Origin of the sequence: Phocaeicola vulgatus ATCC 8482 (assembly GCF_000012825.1) — a bacterium.
In the GTDB taxonomy this organism is placed as follows: domain Bacteria; phylum Bacteroidota; class Bacteroidia; order Bacteroidales; family Bacteroidaceae; genus Phocaeicola; species Phocaeicola vulgatus.
The window spans coordinates 2,157,111-2,173,856 of record NC_009614.1; the positions used below are offsets into that span (position 1 = coordinate 2,157,111).

General features: G+C 42.3%; 14 protein-coding genes. 8 read left to right on the top strand and 6 right to left on the bottom strand.

The features are described 5' to 3' along the window. Positions 1 to 97: 97 nt before the first annotated feature. Positions 98 to 745 (top strand): DUF3256 family protein, encoded by a 648-nt coding sequence (locus BVU_RS08485; protein WP_011965255.1) that lies wholly within the window; start codon positions 98 to 100, stop codon positions 743 to 745. 84 nt (positions 746 to 829) lie between these two features. Here the strand turns inward: BVU_RS08485 and BVU_RS08490 are convergent, their stop codons facing one another. After that, positions 830 to 1,084: a type B 50S ribosomal protein L31 gene (locus tag BVU_RS08490; RefSeq protein WP_005838658.1), complete on the bottom strand. Its 255-nt coding sequence runs from the start codon at positions 1,082 to 1,084 to the stop codon at positions 830 to 832. 331 nt (positions 1,085 to 1,415) lie between these two features. Between BVU_RS08490 and BVU_RS08495 the strand changes: the two genes are divergently transcribed. Next, on the top strand, positions 1,416 to 2,420 hold the full coding sequence (locus BVU_RS08495) for a class II fructose-bisphosphate aldolase (RefSeq protein WP_005943012.1): 1,005 nt from the start codon (positions 1,416 to 1,418) through the stop codon (positions 2,418 to 2,420). 62 nt (positions 2,421 to 2,482) lie between these two features. On the opposite strand, the gene BVU_RS08500 is transcribed toward BVU_RS08495, so the two are convergent. Next, entirely contained in the window at positions 2,483 to 3,316 is an 834-nt protein-coding gene (locus BVU_RS08500) for an AraC family transcriptional regulator (RefSeq protein ID WP_011965256.1), read from the bottom strand. Between the two features lie 147 nt (positions 3,317 to 3,463). Here BVU_RS08500 and BVU_RS08505 point away from each other — a divergent pair, with 147 nt between their 5' ends. The 3 genes from BVU_RS08505 to BVU_RS08515 are packed head-to-tail and all read left to right on the top strand — an operon-like array spanning position 3,464 to position 9,173. Continuing rightward, positions 3,464 to 4,579: an efflux RND transporter periplasmic adaptor subunit gene (locus BVU_RS08505; protein WP_011965257.1), complete on the top strand. Its 1,116-nt coding sequence runs from the start codon at positions 3,464 to 3,466 to the stop codon at positions 4,577 to 4,579. A gap of 8 nt (positions 4,580 to 4,587) precedes the next feature. After that, a complete protein-coding gene (locus BVU_RS08510; RefSeq protein ID WP_011965258.1) occupies positions 4,588 to 7,803 on the top strand; it encodes an efflux RND transporter permease subunit in 3,216 nt (1,071 codons plus the stop codon). After that, complete coding sequence (locus tag BVU_RS08515; RefSeq protein ID WP_008667889.1) at positions 7,800 to 9,173, top strand: TolC family protein; 1,374 nt, start codon at positions 7,800 to 7,802, stop codon at positions 9,171 to 9,173. The genes BVU_RS08510 and BVU_RS08515 overlap by 4 nt, the downstream gene beginning before the upstream one ends. A gap of 80 nt (positions 9,174 to 9,253) precedes the next feature. On the opposite strand, the gene BVU_RS08520 is transcribed toward BVU_RS08515, so the two are convergent. Together BVU_RS08520 and BVU_RS08525 are read right to left on the bottom strand one after the other, a co-directional pair. Next, positions 9,254 to 10,486 carry a DUF4934 domain-containing protein gene (locus BVU_RS08520; RefSeq protein ID WP_011965259.1) on the bottom strand — a complete coding sequence of 411 codons (1,233 nt, stop codon included), beginning with the start codon at positions 10,484 to 10,486 and terminating at the stop codon, positions 9,254 to 9,256. A gap of 80 nt (positions 10,487 to 10,566) precedes the next feature. Beyond that, positions 10,567 to 11,118: a DUF3332 domain-containing protein gene (locus tag BVU_RS08525; RefSeq protein ID WP_011965260.1), complete on the bottom strand. Its 552-nt coding sequence runs from the start codon at positions 11,116 to 11,118 to the stop codon at positions 10,567 to 10,569. A gap of 173 nt (positions 11,119 to 11,291) precedes the next feature. On the opposite strand from BVU_RS08525, the gene BVU_RS08530 reads away from it, so the two are divergent. Continuing rightward, positions 11,292 to 12,680 (top strand): MFS transporter, encoded by a 1,389-nt coding sequence (locus BVU_RS08530; RefSeq protein WP_005838636.1) that lies wholly within the window; start codon positions 11,292 to 11,294, stop codon positions 12,678 to 12,680. 81 nt (positions 12,681 to 12,761) lie between these two features. Here the strand turns inward: BVU_RS08530 and BVU_RS08535 are convergent, their stop codons facing one another. Together BVU_RS08535 and BVU_RS08540 are read right to left on the bottom strand one after the other, a co-directional pair. Then, positions 12,762 to 13,811 (bottom strand): DUF4831 family protein, encoded by a 1,050-nt coding sequence (locus tag BVU_RS08535; RefSeq protein WP_011965261.1) that lies wholly within the window; start codon positions 13,809 to 13,811, stop codon positions 12,762 to 12,764. A 36-nt stretch (positions 13,812 to 13,847) separates the two neighbouring features. Continuing rightward, a complete protein-coding gene (locus tag BVU_RS08540; protein WP_011965262.1) occupies positions 13,848 to 15,383 on the bottom strand; it encodes a bifunctional ADP-dependent NAD(P)H-hydrate dehydratase/NAD(P)H-hydrate epimerase in 1,536 nt (511 codons plus the stop codon). A gap of 119 nt (positions 15,384 to 15,502) precedes the next feature. Here BVU_RS08540 and hpt point away from each other — a divergent pair, with 119 nt between their 5' ends. Both hpt and BVU_RS08550 read left to right on the top strand, forming a co-directional pair. Further along, complete coding sequence (gene hpt, locus BVU_RS08545) at positions 15,503 to 16,039, top strand: hypoxanthine phosphoribosyltransferase (protein ID WP_011965263.1); 537 nt, start codon at positions 15,503 to 15,505, stop codon at positions 16,037 to 16,039. A gap of 40 nt (positions 16,040 to 16,079) precedes the next feature. Beyond that, a complete protein-coding gene (locus tag BVU_RS08550) occupies positions 16,080 to 16,649 on the top strand; it encodes an adenylate kinase (RefSeq protein ID WP_005839600.1) in 570 nt (189 codons plus the stop codon). The last annotated feature ends 97 nt before the right edge of the window (positions 16,650 to 16,746 follow it).

Consider the following 16,746-nt stretch of genomic DNA (forward strand, 5'->3'; position numbering starts at 1 on the left):
TTGGTTATCAGTCCGACAAAAATAGAAAAAAATATAATGCGGTTGGGAATAAGCTGACAAAATATGTATCTTTGGAGGATTTTAATTTGAAAATGTGATGAAAAAGACATTGTTTGTAATAGGTATGCTGTTATGTGGGCTTTCATTGTACGCTCAGGATATGAAAACTCTTTTTATTGCCATGCCCGATTCGGTGGCTCCTTTATTGACAAAGGTAAATCGTGAGGATTGTGTGGATTTTCTGGCAAGCAATATGAAAGCGGAAGTGAAAAATCGTTTTGGCAAAGTATCTGAACTGAAAAGACTGACGGATGATTATTTGTTTCTGCAAACCACCGGAAGTAGTTCTATGGAAATTAAACTGTTACCCTTGAATGATTCTGTAAAGGTGATTTGTGTAGTGAATACTGTTTGCGGTCCGGCTTGTGATAGTGAAGTTCGTTTTTATAATACGGACTGGCAGCAACTGGCGAAGGAGGATTTTATTCAGCTTCCCTCCGTCGGGGCTTTTTATCTGCCGGTGGATACGCTGACCGATGAGGCTTATGCCGCGATTAGAGAGAAGGCGGATATGGAGTTGGTGAAAGCCACTTTATCAGAAGACAAACCTATTATTTCTTTTACTTATACTACTCCGGATTATCTGGCAAAGACGGAACGGGAAAAATTGGTTGTATACATCAGGAAAGAACCTGTAGTGTATGAATGGAAGGGGGGAAAGTATAATGATGTATCTTTGAAATAAAGGTGGATATGTATGATAAAATAAAAGGCTGCAAACTTATCGGGTTGCAGCCTTTTATTTTGGAACTTATGTATAAGTTACAAATTACTTTTTCATACGGTTGCCGTAGCGGCTCATGAACTTGTCTACACGACCAGCTGTATCTACTAATTTGGATTTACCAGTGTAGAACGGGTGTGATGTATTAGAAATTTCCAGTTTTACCAACGGATAAGTTTCACCTTCGAATTCGATGGTTTCTTTTGTGCTACAAGTTGAACGTGACAAAAATACATCACCGTTTGACATGTCTTTGAATACTACGGGACGATAGTTTTCAGGATGAATACCTTTTTTCATTTCTGTATATTATTTTATTGTTATTATTTTTTTTACTTGTCTGGTAAACAATATTGGGTGTAATGGTCCATTTTGGACCGCAAAGATACTGCTTTTCTTTGAAATAGAAAAAACTTCGGGCTGTTTTTTCTTCTAAAAGCCTTATTTTCTTCTTTTATAGTATTGTAAGGTAGACATTACAATATAATCAGTTTGTATGTTTTAGTGAAGAAAATAGTTAATAAAATCATTTTTTATGAGATATTTTTGGTGTGAACTTGCCATAGTTAGCGCATTTATGATTACTTTTGCAGTGGAATTTAATTCACTAACAATTATAAATATTAGAACAATGGTTAATTACAAAGATTTAGGTCTGGTAAACACTAGAGATATGTTTGCTAAGGCTATCAAAGGTGGATATGCAATTCCTGCATTCAACTTCAACAATATGGAACAGATGCAGGCTATCATCAAAGCTGCAGTAGAAACAAAATCTCCGGTTATTTTGCAGGTTTCAAAAGGTGCTCGTCAGTATGCTAACGCTACTTTGTTGCGTTACATGGCTCAGGGTGCTGTAGAATATGCAAAAGAATTAGGTTGTGCAAAACCTGAAATCGTTCTTCACCTTGACCACGGAGATACTTTCGAAACTTGCAAGAGCTGTATCGACTCAGGTTTCTCTTCTGTAATGATCGACGGTTCTCACCTGCCTTACGAAGAAAACGTAGCTTTGACTAAGAAGGTGGTTGACTACGCTCATCAGTTTGATGTAACTGTAGAAGGTGAATTGGGTGTATTGGCCGGTGTGGAAGATGAAGTTTCTTCTGATCATCATACTTATACTGACCCTGAAGAAGTAATTGATTTTGCTACTCGTACAGGTTGTGACTCATTGGCTATCTCTATCGGTACTTCTCACGGTGCATACAAATTTACTCCGGAACAGTGCCACATTGATCCTGCTACAGGTCGTATGGTTCCTCCTCCTTTGGCATTCGAAGTATTGGATGCTGTAATGGAAAAACTTCCGGGATTCCCCATCGTTCTTCATGGTTCTTCATCAGTTCCTCAGGAAGAAGTTGAAACAATCAACAAGTATGGTGGTGCATTGAAGGCTGCTATCGGTATCCCTGAAGAAGAATTGCGCAAGGCTGCCAAGTCTGCTGTTTGCAAAATCAACATTGACTCAGACTCTCGTTTGGCTATGACTGCTGCTATCCGTCAGACTTTTGCTGAAAAACCGGCAGAATTCGACCCGCGTAAGTACTTAGGTCCGGCTCGTGACAATATGGAAAAACTGTACAAGCACAAAATTATTAACGTGCTGGGTTCAGACAATAAATTGGCTGAATAATTGATTCATCCTATATAAACAGAAAAAAGCTGCTTTCTTTATCGGAGGCAGCTTTTTTTGTTTTAAGACCGGTTTCGGTATTGAAGAGGGGACTTGCCTGTATGTTTCTTGAAATAGCGGCCAAAAAAAGATTGGTCAGGGAAAGATAATCGGTTGGAGATCTCTTGAATACTTAGAGATGTGGATTGTAGTAATGCTTTAATCTCAAGAATTACATGTCGGTCAATAATGCTTTTGGCTGTGTTGCCGGATACGTTTTGTACGATTGTGGAAAGGTAACGGGGAGTGATGAATAGTTCGGCTGCATAGAAAGATACCTCACGTTGGGTGGTGCAATGTTTATGAATTAATTGGATGAAACGTTTGAATATCTCTTCCTGGCGATTTATTCCTTCGGTCTTTTTTTGCAGGAACAGGTGTTGGGTCTTGTCATAGAAGTCCAGAATGAAGTTTTGAATGAAATTTTTGAAGATCTGAATGCGGAAACTATTATCCCTGTCTTCATAAAGATCTTTCATGACCAAGCTGAGTCCGATGAATGGTTTTACACGTTCTTCAGGGATGACAATGCATGGATGCTCTTTTAGAAAGTGAAAGAAGGAGGGATCCAGACGTGAGGTGATCTCCCTGAAAAGGGTGTCGGAAAAAACAATATAGGAAACGGTAAAATCATGGCTGGCGCAGGTGCAATTGAAGATACTGCCGGGGAGAAGCAGAAGTTGGGTGTTCTCCGTCACTTCGTATGCCTGCAAATCAATTTCTATGTGGGCTTTTCCGCTACGGCAATGAAAAATAGATGCGTCTGCTAACTTCATGATCTGATTGGAGCATATATCTATATTTTCTTCTATTCCGGTGATAAACGGTTCATTCTCTGGTAAACTCAATATTTCCATATTTATTCTTGTTTTGATGCAAAATTAACTATTATTTTTGTTATAATAGGAAATCTATTCCGAATTTGAACAATGGTAGCTAATAATTGAATGTGTCGGCTTGAAAAATTCCATCTACCTTTGCGTCCGAATTTAAAAGATTGGAATATGATGACATTGAACAAAAAATGGATGCGACTAATGGTATTGGTTGGTTGTGCTGCTTTGACAGCGTCGTGTAAACAGGCGCCTGTTGCACAAATGGAGGCGGAATATGCGGTATTAAAGGTATCACCGTCGGACAAAGTTTTGTCTACTACTTATTCGGCTACGATCCGTGGCCGCCAGGATATTGATATTTATCCGCAAGTTTCCGGTTTCCTTACCCGGCTTTGTGTGGAGGAAGGACAGGCAGTGCGTAAAGGGCAAGTCTTATTTATTATTGACCAAGTGCCTTATAAGGCGGCATTGGAAACTGCTGTCGCCAATGTGGAATCGGCTAAAGCCGGTCTTGCCACAGCCGAACTGACTTATAACAGCAAGAAAGAATTGTTTGCCAAAAAGGTGGTTTCAGAGTTTGATCTGAAGACTGCGGAAAACTCTTACCTGACCGCTAAGGCTGGATTGGCTCAGGCTAAGGCGCAGGAAGTCAGTGCTCGCAATAACCTTTCATATACCGAGGTGAAAAGTCCTTCGGATGGGGTGATTGGTACATTGCCTTATCGGGTAGGTGCATTGGTTAGTGCCAGTTTGCCACAACCGTTGACTACGGTTTCTGATAATTCGGATATGTATGTCTACTTTTCGATGACTGAAAATCAATTGTTGGCTCTGACCCGTCAATATGGTTCCAAAGCAGAAGCGTTGAAAAATATGCCGGAAGTGGAACTGCAATTGAATGACAAGTCTATGTATGGCGAAAAGGGACGCATTGAAACCATCAGTGGGGTGGTAGACCGTAATACGGGTACCGCAAGTCTGCGTGCCGTATTCCCGAATAAGAATGGGTTGCTGTATAGCGGAACATCGGGAAATGTGATTCTTCCGGTTACGATGAAAGGAAGTTTGGTTATTCCTCAGGCTACAACTTTTGAAATTCAGGATATTACATACGTATATAAAGTCGTGGACGGCAAGGCACAATCAGCTCCTGTCAGTGTGACCCGTGTAAATGGAGGACAGGAATATATCGTGAACGATGGATTGAAAGAGGGGGATATCATTGTAGCGGAAGGCGTAGGTTTGCTGCGTGAAGGTACTCCCATTAAAGTAAAACAGAACTAAGAAAGACTATGAATTTAAGAACCTTTATAGAACGCCCCATCCTGTCGGCTGTTATTTCTATTTCGATAGTGGTAGTGGGTATCATCGGGCTGTTCACTTTGCCCGTCGAACAATATCCTGATATTGCTCCGCCTACCATTCAGGTAAGTACCTCTTATTTTGGTGCCAGTGCGGAAACTCTTCAGAAGAGTGTTATCGCTCCGTTGGAGGAAGCGATTAACGGTGTGGAAAATATGACTTATATGACTTCTACCGCTTCAAATGCCGGAGTTGTGGATATCACTGTGTATTTTAAACAAGGGACAGACCCCGATATGGCAGCGGTCAATGTGCAGAACCGTGTATCGAAGGCAACCGGACAGTTACCGGCAGAAGTAACGCAGGTGGGTGTGACTACCTCAAAGCGGCAGACCAGTATTTTGCAGATGTTCTCACTATATAGTCCGGATGATTCGTATGATGAGAAATTCTTGTCCAACTATATCAGTATTAACTTGAAACCTGCTATTCTTCGTATCCAGGGTGTGGGTGATATGATGATTATGGGGGGTGACTATAGTATGCGTATCTGGATGAAGCCTGACGTGATGGCCCAGTATAAATTGATTCCATCGGATGTGACCCAAGTGTTGGCTGAACAGAATATTGAATCGGCTACCGGTTCATTCGGAGAAAACTCTGATGAAACTTATCAATATACAATGAAGTATAAAGGGCGTCTGATTACTCCGGAAGAGTTTGGGGAAATTGTGATCCGGTCTTCGGATAATGGCGAAGTGTTGAAGCTGAAAGAAATTGCCGATATAGAGATGGGCGAGGAAAGCTATGCCTATCATGGGGCTATGAATGGTCATCCTGGTATTTCCTGTATGATTTTTCAGACGGCAGGATCGAATGCGACAGAAGTAAACAATAATATTGATGTTTTTTTGGAAGAAGCAAGGAAGGATCTGCCCAAAGGGGTGGAGATGGTTCAGGTTATGAGCTCCAATGACTTTTTGTATGCATCTATCCATGAAGTGATAAAAACCTTGTTCGAGGCCATTTTTTTGGTAATCTTAATTGTATATGTATTTTTGCAGGATATCCGTTCTACTATTATTCCGTTGGTGGGGATCATCGTGTCCTTGATTGGTACATTTGCTTTTATGTCCATAGCAGGATTCAGTATCAACCTGATTACCCTGTTTGCTTTGGTGTTGGTGATCGGTACGGTGGTGGATGATGCTATTGTTGTCGTCGAGGCGGTGCAGGCGCGTTTTGATGTGGGATATCGTTCTTCTTATATGGCTAGTATTGATGCGATGAAGGGGATTAGCAATGCGGTCATCTCTTCTTCGTTGGTATTTATGGCTGTGTTTATTCCGGTTTCGTTTATGAGTGGAACTTCGGGTACTTTCTATACTCAGTTTGGTTTGACTATGGCGGTTGCCGTAGGTATCTCTGCCGTCAATGCACTGACTTTGAGTCCGGCGCTGTGTGCTTTGTTCTTGAAACCGTATATCAATGAGGATGGAACGGAAAAAAACAATTTTGCAGCACGTTTCCGTAAAGCGTTCAATGCTGCTTTCGATGCAATGATTGAACGATATAAGAAAGGGGTATTGTTCTTTATCAAACGCAAATGGATGGTATGGACACTTCTTGCGGCCTCGGTAGTACTATTGGCTTTCTTGATGAATACAACTAAAACCAGTTTGGTACCTGATGAAGACCAGGGGGTTGTATTTGTGAATGTCAGCACGGCGGCAGGTAGTTCATTGAAAACGACTAATGACGTAATGATGCGTATTGAAAAGCGCATGATGGATATTCCTCAGGTGCTGCATGTGCAGCGTGTGGCAGGTTATGGTCTGCTAGCCGGACAGGGTAACTCTTTTGGTATGTTGATTCTGAAACTGAAACCTTGGGATGAGCGTGAAGGAAAGGAAAATGATGTTCAGGCAGTAATCGGACAGGTATATGGCCGTACGGCAGACATCAAGGATGCCAGTATATTTGCTATTTCTCCGGGTATGATTCCGGGGTATGGTATGGGTAATGCGTTGGAACTCCATATGCAGGATAAACAAGGTGGTGATGTGGGCACTTTCTTCAATACCACTCAACAATATCTGGGTGCTCTGAACCAACGTCCCGAGATTGCGATGGCATACTCTACTTTTGATATCCGTTATCCGCAATGGACGGTAGAAGTGGATGCGTCCAAATGTAAGCGTGCCGGTATCACTCCGGATGCTGTGCTAAGCACATTGTCCGGCTATTATGGTGGGCAGTATGTTTCAAATTTTAATCGTTTCTCTAAAGTATATAAGGTTATGATTCAGGCAGATCCGAAATATCGTGTGGATGAAAGCTCGTTGAATAATATCTTTGTGCGTATGTCTAATGGCGAGATGGCTCCTCTCAGCCAGTTTGTGACATTGACCCGCAGTTATGGGGCAGAATCGCTGAGCCGTTTCAATATGTTCAATTCTATTGCTGTAAATGCAATGCCTGCCGAAGGGTATAGTACCGGTGATGCCATCCGTGCCGTTCAGGAAACTGCCGTACAGGCACTTCCCAAAGGTTTTGGGTACGACTTTGGTGGTATTACCCGTGAAGAGACCGACCAGGGAGGTACTACCATTATCATCTTTGCTATCTGTTTCTTGATGATTTATCTGATTTTAAGTGCACTTTATGAAAGTTTCCTCATTCCGTTTGCGGTGTTGTTGTCTGTTCCGTTTGGGCTGATGGGTAGCTTCCTGTTTGCGAAGATGATGGGACTGGAGAACAATATTTATTTGCAGACCGGTTTGATTATGTTGATAGGTTTGCTTGCTAAGACTGCCATTTTGCTGACCGAGTACGCTACCGAGCGTCGTAAGGCAGGTATGAGCCTGACTTCCGCTGCACTTTCTGCCGCCAAAGCCCGTTTGCGTCCTATCCTGATGACGGCACTGACTATGATTTTCGGTCTGTTCCCGTTGATGGTTGCCAGTGGAGTAGGTGCTAATGGAAACAGTTCGCTGGGAACAGGTACTGTGGGTGGAATGGTGATCGGTACGCTGGCGTTGCTGTTTATTGTACCTTCTTTGTTTATCGTATTCCAATATTTACAGGAAAAGGTACGTCCTATTCAGTTTCAGCCGGCGGCCGATTGGCAGATTCAAGAGGAATGTGTAGAAGCAAAAGAAGAGAGACAACACCACATCGAAAGCAAAAACGAAGAGAAAAAATGAAAAAACAGATCATCACTCTGACTGTCGCAGCGCTCACACTGAGTAGCTGCGGCATATATACCCAATATAAACCTGCAACCGAAGTGCCCGATAATTTGTATGGGGAAGAGGTGGCAGTTGCTGATACCGTGGATAATATCGGCAATCTGAGCTGGCAGGAGATTTTTACAGATCCGCGGCTTCAGGAATTGATAGAGCAAGGCTTGCGGAACAATACGGATTTGCAGTCAGCACAATGGCGTGTGAAAGAGGCGGAAGCTGCTATGCTGTCAGCCAAATTGGCTTATCTGCCTTCTTTCGCTCTGTCACCTCAGGGGACAGCAAGTAGTTTTGACAAAGGAAAAGCTGTACAAACTTATACTTTACCGGTGGCGGCAAGTTGGGAAATTGATATTTTCGGCCGCATCCGTAATGCGAAACGCCAGGCGAAAGCATTGCTGGAACAGAGCCGTGACTATAAACAGGCTGTCCGGACACAGCTGATAGCCGGTATAGCTAATACTTACTATACCTTGCTGATGCTGGACAATCAGCTGGCCATTTCTGTCCGGACTGAAAAGTCCTGGAAAGAAACCGTAGATGCAACCCGTGCTCTGATGGAAGCCGGATTGGCAAATGAAGCTGCCGTTTCACAAATGGAAGCTACATATTATACTATATGTACTTCAGTTCTTGATCTGAAAGAACAAATTAACCAGGTAGAAAACAGTTTGTCGTTGTTGTTGGCTGAATCTCCTCATGCTATTGAGAGAACGGGCACATGGGACAGTTCTTATATGATGAAGGAACATTTTCCGGTAGGCATCCCTGTGCAAATGCTTGCCAACCGTCCCGATGTACGCAGTGCGGAGCGTTCGTTGGAAGCAGCTTTCTATGCCACAAATCAGGCTCGTTCCGCCTTTTATCCTTCTATTGTTTTAAGTGGAAGTGCGGGATGGACTAATTCAGCAGGAAGTATGATTGTCAATCCGGGCAAGTTCATTGCAACGGCTGTAGCTTCGTTGACCCAGCCACTGTTTAATAAAGGTGCGAACATAGCACAGCTAAAGATAGCTAAAGCTCAGCAAGAAGAAGCCAAACTGAGTTTTCAACAGGCTTTGTTGAATGCAGGAAGTGAAGTGAACGAGGCTTTGGTGAAATATCAGACGGCCCGTGATAAATCTGTTTATTATGATAAACAAATAAATTCATTAAATAAAGCTTTGGAAAGTACCTCTTTGCTGATGCAACATGGGAATACGACTTATCTGGAAGTTTTGACGGCTCAGCAGACTTTGCTTAATGCGGAGTTAACTCAGGTTGCTAACCGTTTTACTGAAATGCAAGGCGTAATCAATCTCTATCAGGCATTGGGTGGAGGTCGTGACTAATTTAGCATACTGTTATCTTCAACGTGTTGAAGAAAGAGAACGCTGCTCTCCGTGAGGAAAGCAGCGTTCTTTTATGGTTGTCAAGGTTCCACTATAACACAAACCGGATTGGATTCTTCATTGATTTCCTGTAAAAAGCTTAGCTTTCCTTCTTGGACAATTCCCGGATTTTTATCCATCCATTCGTCTATTTTCCCTATCTCCAATAAAGCGGCATACTCTCCTTCTTCTGTACAAGTGATGGGATAGAAAGGCATGAAATGCGTCAGGTCATCTGTCAGCCCCACATTGGCATCATTCATATAAGTAATATGTTTTTCTTTGTCGTAAATACCGTAGAAGGGTTTTCTCTTGTCGTATAATCCCTGTAGAGATATAAAGAAGAGATGTTTGGGAGTTTCCAGAATACCGGTTATAACGATGTAGTTGTCTGTATCCTCTTTTTGTCCCATTTTTTCAGCCGGGAAATGCCATTGCCCGGTATGGAAAGTGGTATGGACAGTAGCTTCGTGTCCTTTAATGTCGTAGATTGTGTCATTGAACGCTTTTCTGAAATGTATGCTGCCGTTGTTCAGCCAAAGTGAAGGCTGGTCTATAGGAAGAACAGTCATTGTTCCATCCTGATAATTTATATATATTAACCCTCCTATGTTGGCGTTGCCGGGTAATTGCTTGAATACGTTGATGCTGGATATCTGGTCCATGCCCATAGGATCACCTGGATTGGCAAATTCCGGCAATGAGTCTTTTACTTCTCCCTGTTCGTTGAAGTAAAGTAACGCACTTGCTTGCGGTTGTCCTATTCCTTCTCCATAATGAGCAAGAATAAGGGAGTCGGAAAAAGTAAAGTAAAGGGATGGGGAAATCTTTTGTGGTAGGTGTACTTGCCCTAGATAGTTACCTTTTGTATCGTATTTTACCAACTTGTCGGGTTGGCGATAAAAGTAGAGATGGTTGGTATGGGGGTGAATAAAGCAGTTGGCATTGCTGTAGCCTTGTGGATCTTCTCCTTTGTGCCCGATGCTGCCAAGATATTTTCCGGTTTGCTTGTTGAATGACAGGCATCGTCCGTTGGTAGAGACAAAGATATGGTCTTTAGATAACTTGATGGAATAGGAGTTGCCAATCAGGGATGAGTCTGTTGTTTCCAAAGGGATATAACGGATTTGTTTTCCCAATTGGGAGGTCTTTAATTCTGTGAGGTGTTCCAGACTTGCGGCAATGTCAATTGCATTCGGGTCATTCTCATTGTTTTGGGGAGCACAGGAGCCTAATAATAGGAGTAGGCCGCCCAGCATGATTTGCTTCTTCATAGTAGTATTGTTTTATGGAAGAAAAGAAGTTGTTTGCATGGGCAACTTCTTTTCTTTGTGTTTAAATGATGTTGTGTTTATTATCTTGCAGCAAAAAACAAGGAGTTTCCTGTAGCTATTCTTGCGGTAGCAATACCTTGTGCATCAGGAGTGACAGTCATGGAGGTTCCGTTTTGCAGGCTCAAAACAGCCGTTCCGTCTTCGTTCATTTTCACAAGTTCGAAGCTCTGTCCGTTGGCTACGGCATTCCATGTATTGTTTTCTTTGTTATAGACCAAATCTACAGATTTGTCTTCTCCTTTTTTGGTAATGGTATAACCGTTTTCGTTGGTTTTTACCAAGTATTCGCCATTTTCTCCTTGCACTGTTTTTACTTCACCGATAGAAGCTGTAGGGTTGGAACCGCTCCAGAATTCGATGGAATTTAAAACCAATGCGTCTGCCAGATAAGCAATTTCATAAACAGGGACAATATGGAAAGCGAGAAAGATAAGTTCGTTGACAAACTTGTTGCTTACCCCCTGGTTCCAGTCTTTCAAACTATTCCATAATCCGAAAGAACCGATGCATGATGAAAATAAGACGCTGCCACTCAACATGGCGCAAACAAGAAATGTTTTGCTTTTTTTCATGATCAATAAAGTTAAGTTTATAAAAAGTAATTTTATGACGATTTCCTACAATAAAACGATTTAATCGTCACGCAAAGATAGAACTTTTTTATGGAAAGAGGCTTCTCTACCTAAAAAACTGTATCTTTGTAAGCAGAACATGAAAAACTATTAATCAAAAATCTTATAAAAGAATGAAAGAACAAATTCAAAAAAAGCTCAATGACTCCAAGGTTCTTCGGTGGAGTGTGTTGGCGTTGGTGGCTTTCACCATGCTATGCGGTTATTTTTTGACCGATGTAATGTCCCCCTTAAAACCGATGCTTGAAAAGGAGCTGCTGTGGGATAGTCTGGATTATGGTATTTTTACCAGTGCATACGGTTGGTTCAATGTCTTTGCCTTTATGCTTATTATCGGTGGTATCATTTTGGATAAGATGGGAGTGCGCTTTACTGGTATGGGAGCATGCCTTTTGATGGTGTTGGGCTGTGGGTTAAAATATTATGCTATTTCTACTACATTTGCTGAGGGAAGCACTTTGCTTGGAATGAAAACCCAGGTAGGACTGGCTGCGTTGGGATATGCTATATTTGGTGTCGGTGTAGAGATTGCAGGCATCACGGTCTCAAAAATTATTGTGAAGTGGTTTAAAGGAAAAGAAATGGCTCTGGCCATGGGTATGGAGATGGCGACAGCCCGTTTAGGCACTATGCTGGCTTTGGCTGTTACGGTTCCTATCGCTACTTTCTTTGGTATTACTGATGATGAGGGTGTGTTCCATCCTAATATTCCTGCTCCATTGTTGCTGTGCCTTACTATGCTTTGTATTGGTACGGTAGCATTCTTTATTTATACTTTCTATGATAAGAAACTGGATGCTTCTTTAGAAGAAGAAGGGGCGGAACCTGAAGAGCCTTTCCGTATGAAAGATATTTGGTTGATTGTAACCAATAAAGGATTTTGGCTGATTGCGTTGCTGTGTGTGTTGTTTTATTCTGCCGTATTCCCTTTCTTGAAATATGCTACAGACTTGATGGTGCAGAAATATAATGTAGATCCGGAATTGGCGGGTACTATTCCTAGCCTGTTACCATTGGGAACTTTGTTCCTTACTCCGCTTTTCGGTAATGTGTACGATCGGATAGGCAAGGGAGCTACGCTGATGATCATCGGTTCTGTGCTGTTGATTTTTGTTCATACAATGTTTGCGTTACCTGTCTTGAATGTATGGTGGTTTGCCACTATCATTATGATTATATTGGGGATTGGCTTTTCTTTGGTGCCATCGGCTATGTGGCCCTCTGTTCCTAAAATTATTCCGGAAAAGCAGTTGGGTACAGCTTACGCTTTGATCTTCTGGGTACAAAACTGGGGGTTGATGGGTGTACCTGCTTTGATTGGTTTTGTCTTGAATGAGTATTGCAAAGGACCGGTAGTAGATGGAATGCAGACTTATGATTATACACTTCCCATGTGGATATTTGCAGGCTTTGGTGTGGCTGCATTGTTCTTTGCTTTGTGGCTGAAAGGTGAGAATAAGAAAAAGGGGTATGGATTGGAGGAACCAAATATTAAAAAATAATTGATTGTCTTTTAGTGAAAATGAGGGTGTCCAGTGTATTATGGATACCCTCATTTTGCTATGTAGGGGTGAGATGGAGTTTTAGTCTTTATCAATCTTCACAATTCCTCCGGTATTAGGATTAAAGATCACTCGTGTATTTACTTTTTTATTAAAAAGGTTATCTATCAGACATTCCGTTGTCCCAAATTGTGTAACAGGTAGTTCTCCGTCAAAATAACGTTTGTTTGGAGTGAATACGGTAACCTGAGCTTTTCCCGGAATATTGTAAATAACACCATCCGTCTTCTTTTTTTCTTTGCCTTTCGGATCCATCGGTGGCAATGTTTCTTGGTTGACGATGGAAATGTAATAAGGTTCACCGGATAAATTATCGGCATCCAGCATCCCTAGTTTCTTTGAGAAACGGAAAGCTACTTTTTCTTTCATGTCCGCTTCTGGTTTTATGCGGATGGTAAATGATTTTTCTATGCGGTCTGTTGTGCCGGCAAACATTTGCATCATGGCTTGTTCCTGTTCATCCAGATTGTCCAGCATGAGTTTTAAAGCGGCTCCGTCTTTGGGCATATAATCTGCTTGCCCGCGGGTCAGGCTGTTTTTGCTTTCTCGTATATTGTAGATTTCTTTCGCCACCAACTCAGCCATTTTAGCGGTAGAACCGGCTATCAGAATCTCTTCGGTCATAAAACTGCGTGGGTCAATACGTTTTTTGACCGTATCGGCAACCTTTGTCACAGGTGCTTTCTCTATAGGAGAGGTGGTGTTGATAGCCTTTATGATTCCTTCAGGAGTCAATTCTACCTGTGAGGCCGCACTTTTGTCTTTCAGTTTTACAGCGTATGCATTGTCCGGGTCAGGAATGCCTATGGAATTTACCTTGATACTGTTTATTTCCCAATGTTCTTCCGGTTGGGATGATATGCCTGTAAGGCGCAGATAGCGATCGGCGTATTGGCAGAATTCTCCGGGCGTGTAGACAACTTTGGTTGCGGTGACTTGCAATTCTATTTCGGTCTTAGGCAAATAATAAACCACTCCTTCTCCCATGGTTCCGGGAGTATATGTACTGACATCTTGTGCGGTGCCGCTTAATGAAACCAGTAACCCTGCTGCGATTAATCCTTTTTTCATATTTCTATATTCTATCATATATGTAAGCAAATATAGCTATTCTTTTGTAAATCTGCCTTTTGTTTCTGTTAATTTCTTCCATGCTGCGGGTAATGCGTCAATAAGATCACTTGAGGTGGTTCCTATTTCTCCTTTTTCTTCCGCTGCAATGTCTCCTGCCAGACCATGTACGTAGACGCCTAGGCGGCATGCATCTTCTTGAGTATATCCTTGTGCCAATAAGGCTGCCAGAATACCGGTCAGCACATCACCGCTGCCGGCGGTTGCCATACCTGGATTCCCGGTGGGATTGAAATAACAATTTCCTTCGGGGGTGACAACTGTGCTCCATGATCCCTTTATAATGATATAGCTTTGCAGATAGGCTGCCAGTTCTTTCGTCTTTGTCAGCCGTTCGTAAGTATCCATGCATTTACCTATCAGTCGTTCCAGTTCCTTTAGATGGGGGGTGAGAATACAGCGCTTCGGCATCCGGCTGAGCCAGTTGCGGTGAGTGCCGAAAATATTAATGGCATCCGCATCCAGCACTAAAGGTACCGGACAACCTTGTATTTGTTCCATCATGGCCAACGCTGTATCTTCTTCTTGTCCCAACCCCGGACCGATGGCTATGGCTTGATAACGGTCTGTATCCACGGGCTCGGCAAAATAATGGTCGTGTATGTCTGTCTGTACAATGGCTTCGGGAACAGTGGTCTGAAGTAAATCATGGTTGTGGATAGGTACATGGACAGTCAGTAATCCCACTCCCGAACGCAGGCAGGCACGGGCAGATAAAATGGATGCTCCTGCCATGCCATAAGATCCTGCGATGAGCAGTGCATGGCCGAAAGTTCCCTTGTGGGCAAATCGTTTCCGCGGTTTGATGAGACTGCGAATTTCTTCTTCCTCTGTGATATAGTAGGGACTTTGTGCTGTATCAATAAAGTCTTTTTTCAGTTGGATGTCCAATAGTTGCCATTCGCCTACAATGTCTTCGTTTTCGGGGAAAAGAAAGGATAACTTAGGTAGCTGAATGCTGAGAGTGACATCCGCGTGTATCATGTTTTGACGGATATTATAAGTGTTGTCCTCACACATTAATCCTGAAGGTACATCAATGGCTACTACCTGTGCCTTGGATGCATTAATATATTTCACTACGGCAGCAAATCCACCGTTCAGTGGTTTGTTGAGTCCGGAACCGAATAATCCGTCTACTACCAGATGCCTTTCTGTCAGGACTGGAGGATCAAATTGTGTGCTTACTTCAGTAAAGTACACCGAGCCGCATTCTTTTAACCGTTCAAGATTGGTCTGACATTCTTCCGACAGTTTTCCTTTGGTGTTAAACAGAAAGACTTCTACGTGATAGTTTTGCTTAGACAACATACGGGCTACGGCAAGCGCATCGCCCCCGTTATTTCCCGGTCCGGCGAATACTACAATATGGAAAGAAGTATCCCATCGGTGGGTAATGGCACGAGTCAGTTCTTCGGCTGCCCGTTCCATCAAATCAATGGAGGCAACCGGTTCTTTGGCAATCGTGTACTTGTCCAGCTCTTTTAGTTGGGTGCTCGAAATAATTTTCATGACAATCTCTTTTGTTTGAACGTACAAAGATAACACTATTTACAAAAAGAGGTTATGTGAATACTTCGATACTTGGAATAAAAATGTTATTTTTGCAGCAATTTAATAAAATAGCGGTTATGGATACCATTCAAATCAAAGATAAACGTTTCACTCCTTTCATTCCTGAAGAACGGATCTTAAAAGAAGTGGCACGGGTAGCGAGTGAGATTAATCGGGATTTAGAAGGAACTAATCCCTTGTTTTTAAGTGTATTGAACGGCGCATTCATGTTTGCTGCCGACTTGATGCGTAACCTTACCATTCCCAGTGAAATTTCTTTCGTGAAACTGGCCTCTTATGCAGGAACTTCTTCTACAGGAAAGGTAAAAGAGTTGGTAGGTTTGAATGATGATATTGAGGGTCGTACAGTGGTGATTGTGGAAGATATTGTGGATACCGGGGTGACAATGAAGCACTTGTTGGAAACATTACAAGCTAGAAAACCGAAAGAGATCCGTATCGCTACCTTGCTGCTGAAACCTGATAAATTGAAGGTGGAATTGGATATACATTATGTGGCCATGCGTATTCCCAATGATTTTATTGTGGGGTATGGTCTGGATTATGATGGCTTGGGACGTAACTATCGGGATATTTACACCGTAATGGAATGAAATTTGTACAACTAAATATAAAAATAAAAGGTAAAACAAGATGTTGAACATTGTAATTTTTGGAGCTCCGGGTTCTGGTAAGGGTACTCAGAGTGAACGTATTGTAGAGAAATTCGGTATTAATCACATTTCAACAGGGGATGTGCTTCGTGCTGAGATTAAGAAGGGTACAGAATTGGGAAAGACAGCCAAAGGATATATCGATCAGGGCCAGTTGCTGCCTGATGAATTGATTATTGATATTCTGGCAAGTACGCTGGATAGCTTTAAGGAAAGCAAAGGGGTTATTTTTGATGGATTTCCCAGAACCATCGCCCAGGCAGAAGCGTTGAAGAAAATGCTGGCCGAACGTGGACAGGAAGTATCTGTTATGTTGGACTTGGATGTACCCGAAGAAGAATTGATGACTCGCCTGATTAAGCGTGGACAGGAATCGGGACGTGCGGATGATAACGAGGAAACAATAAAGAAACGTTTGGTTGTTTATCACTCGCAGACGGCTCCGCTGATTGACTGGTACAAGAACGAAGGTAAATATCAGCACATTCACGGTTTGGGTACGATGGATGCTATTTTTGCCGACATTGTTGCTGCTGTTGAAAAATTATAGTAATATGCTAATGTGCTGATGCAGCAGTCCGCCAATGTGTCAGTCTGCATAATGATACATGGAGTACAGTTTCGTTGGCACATTAGTAAATTGATAA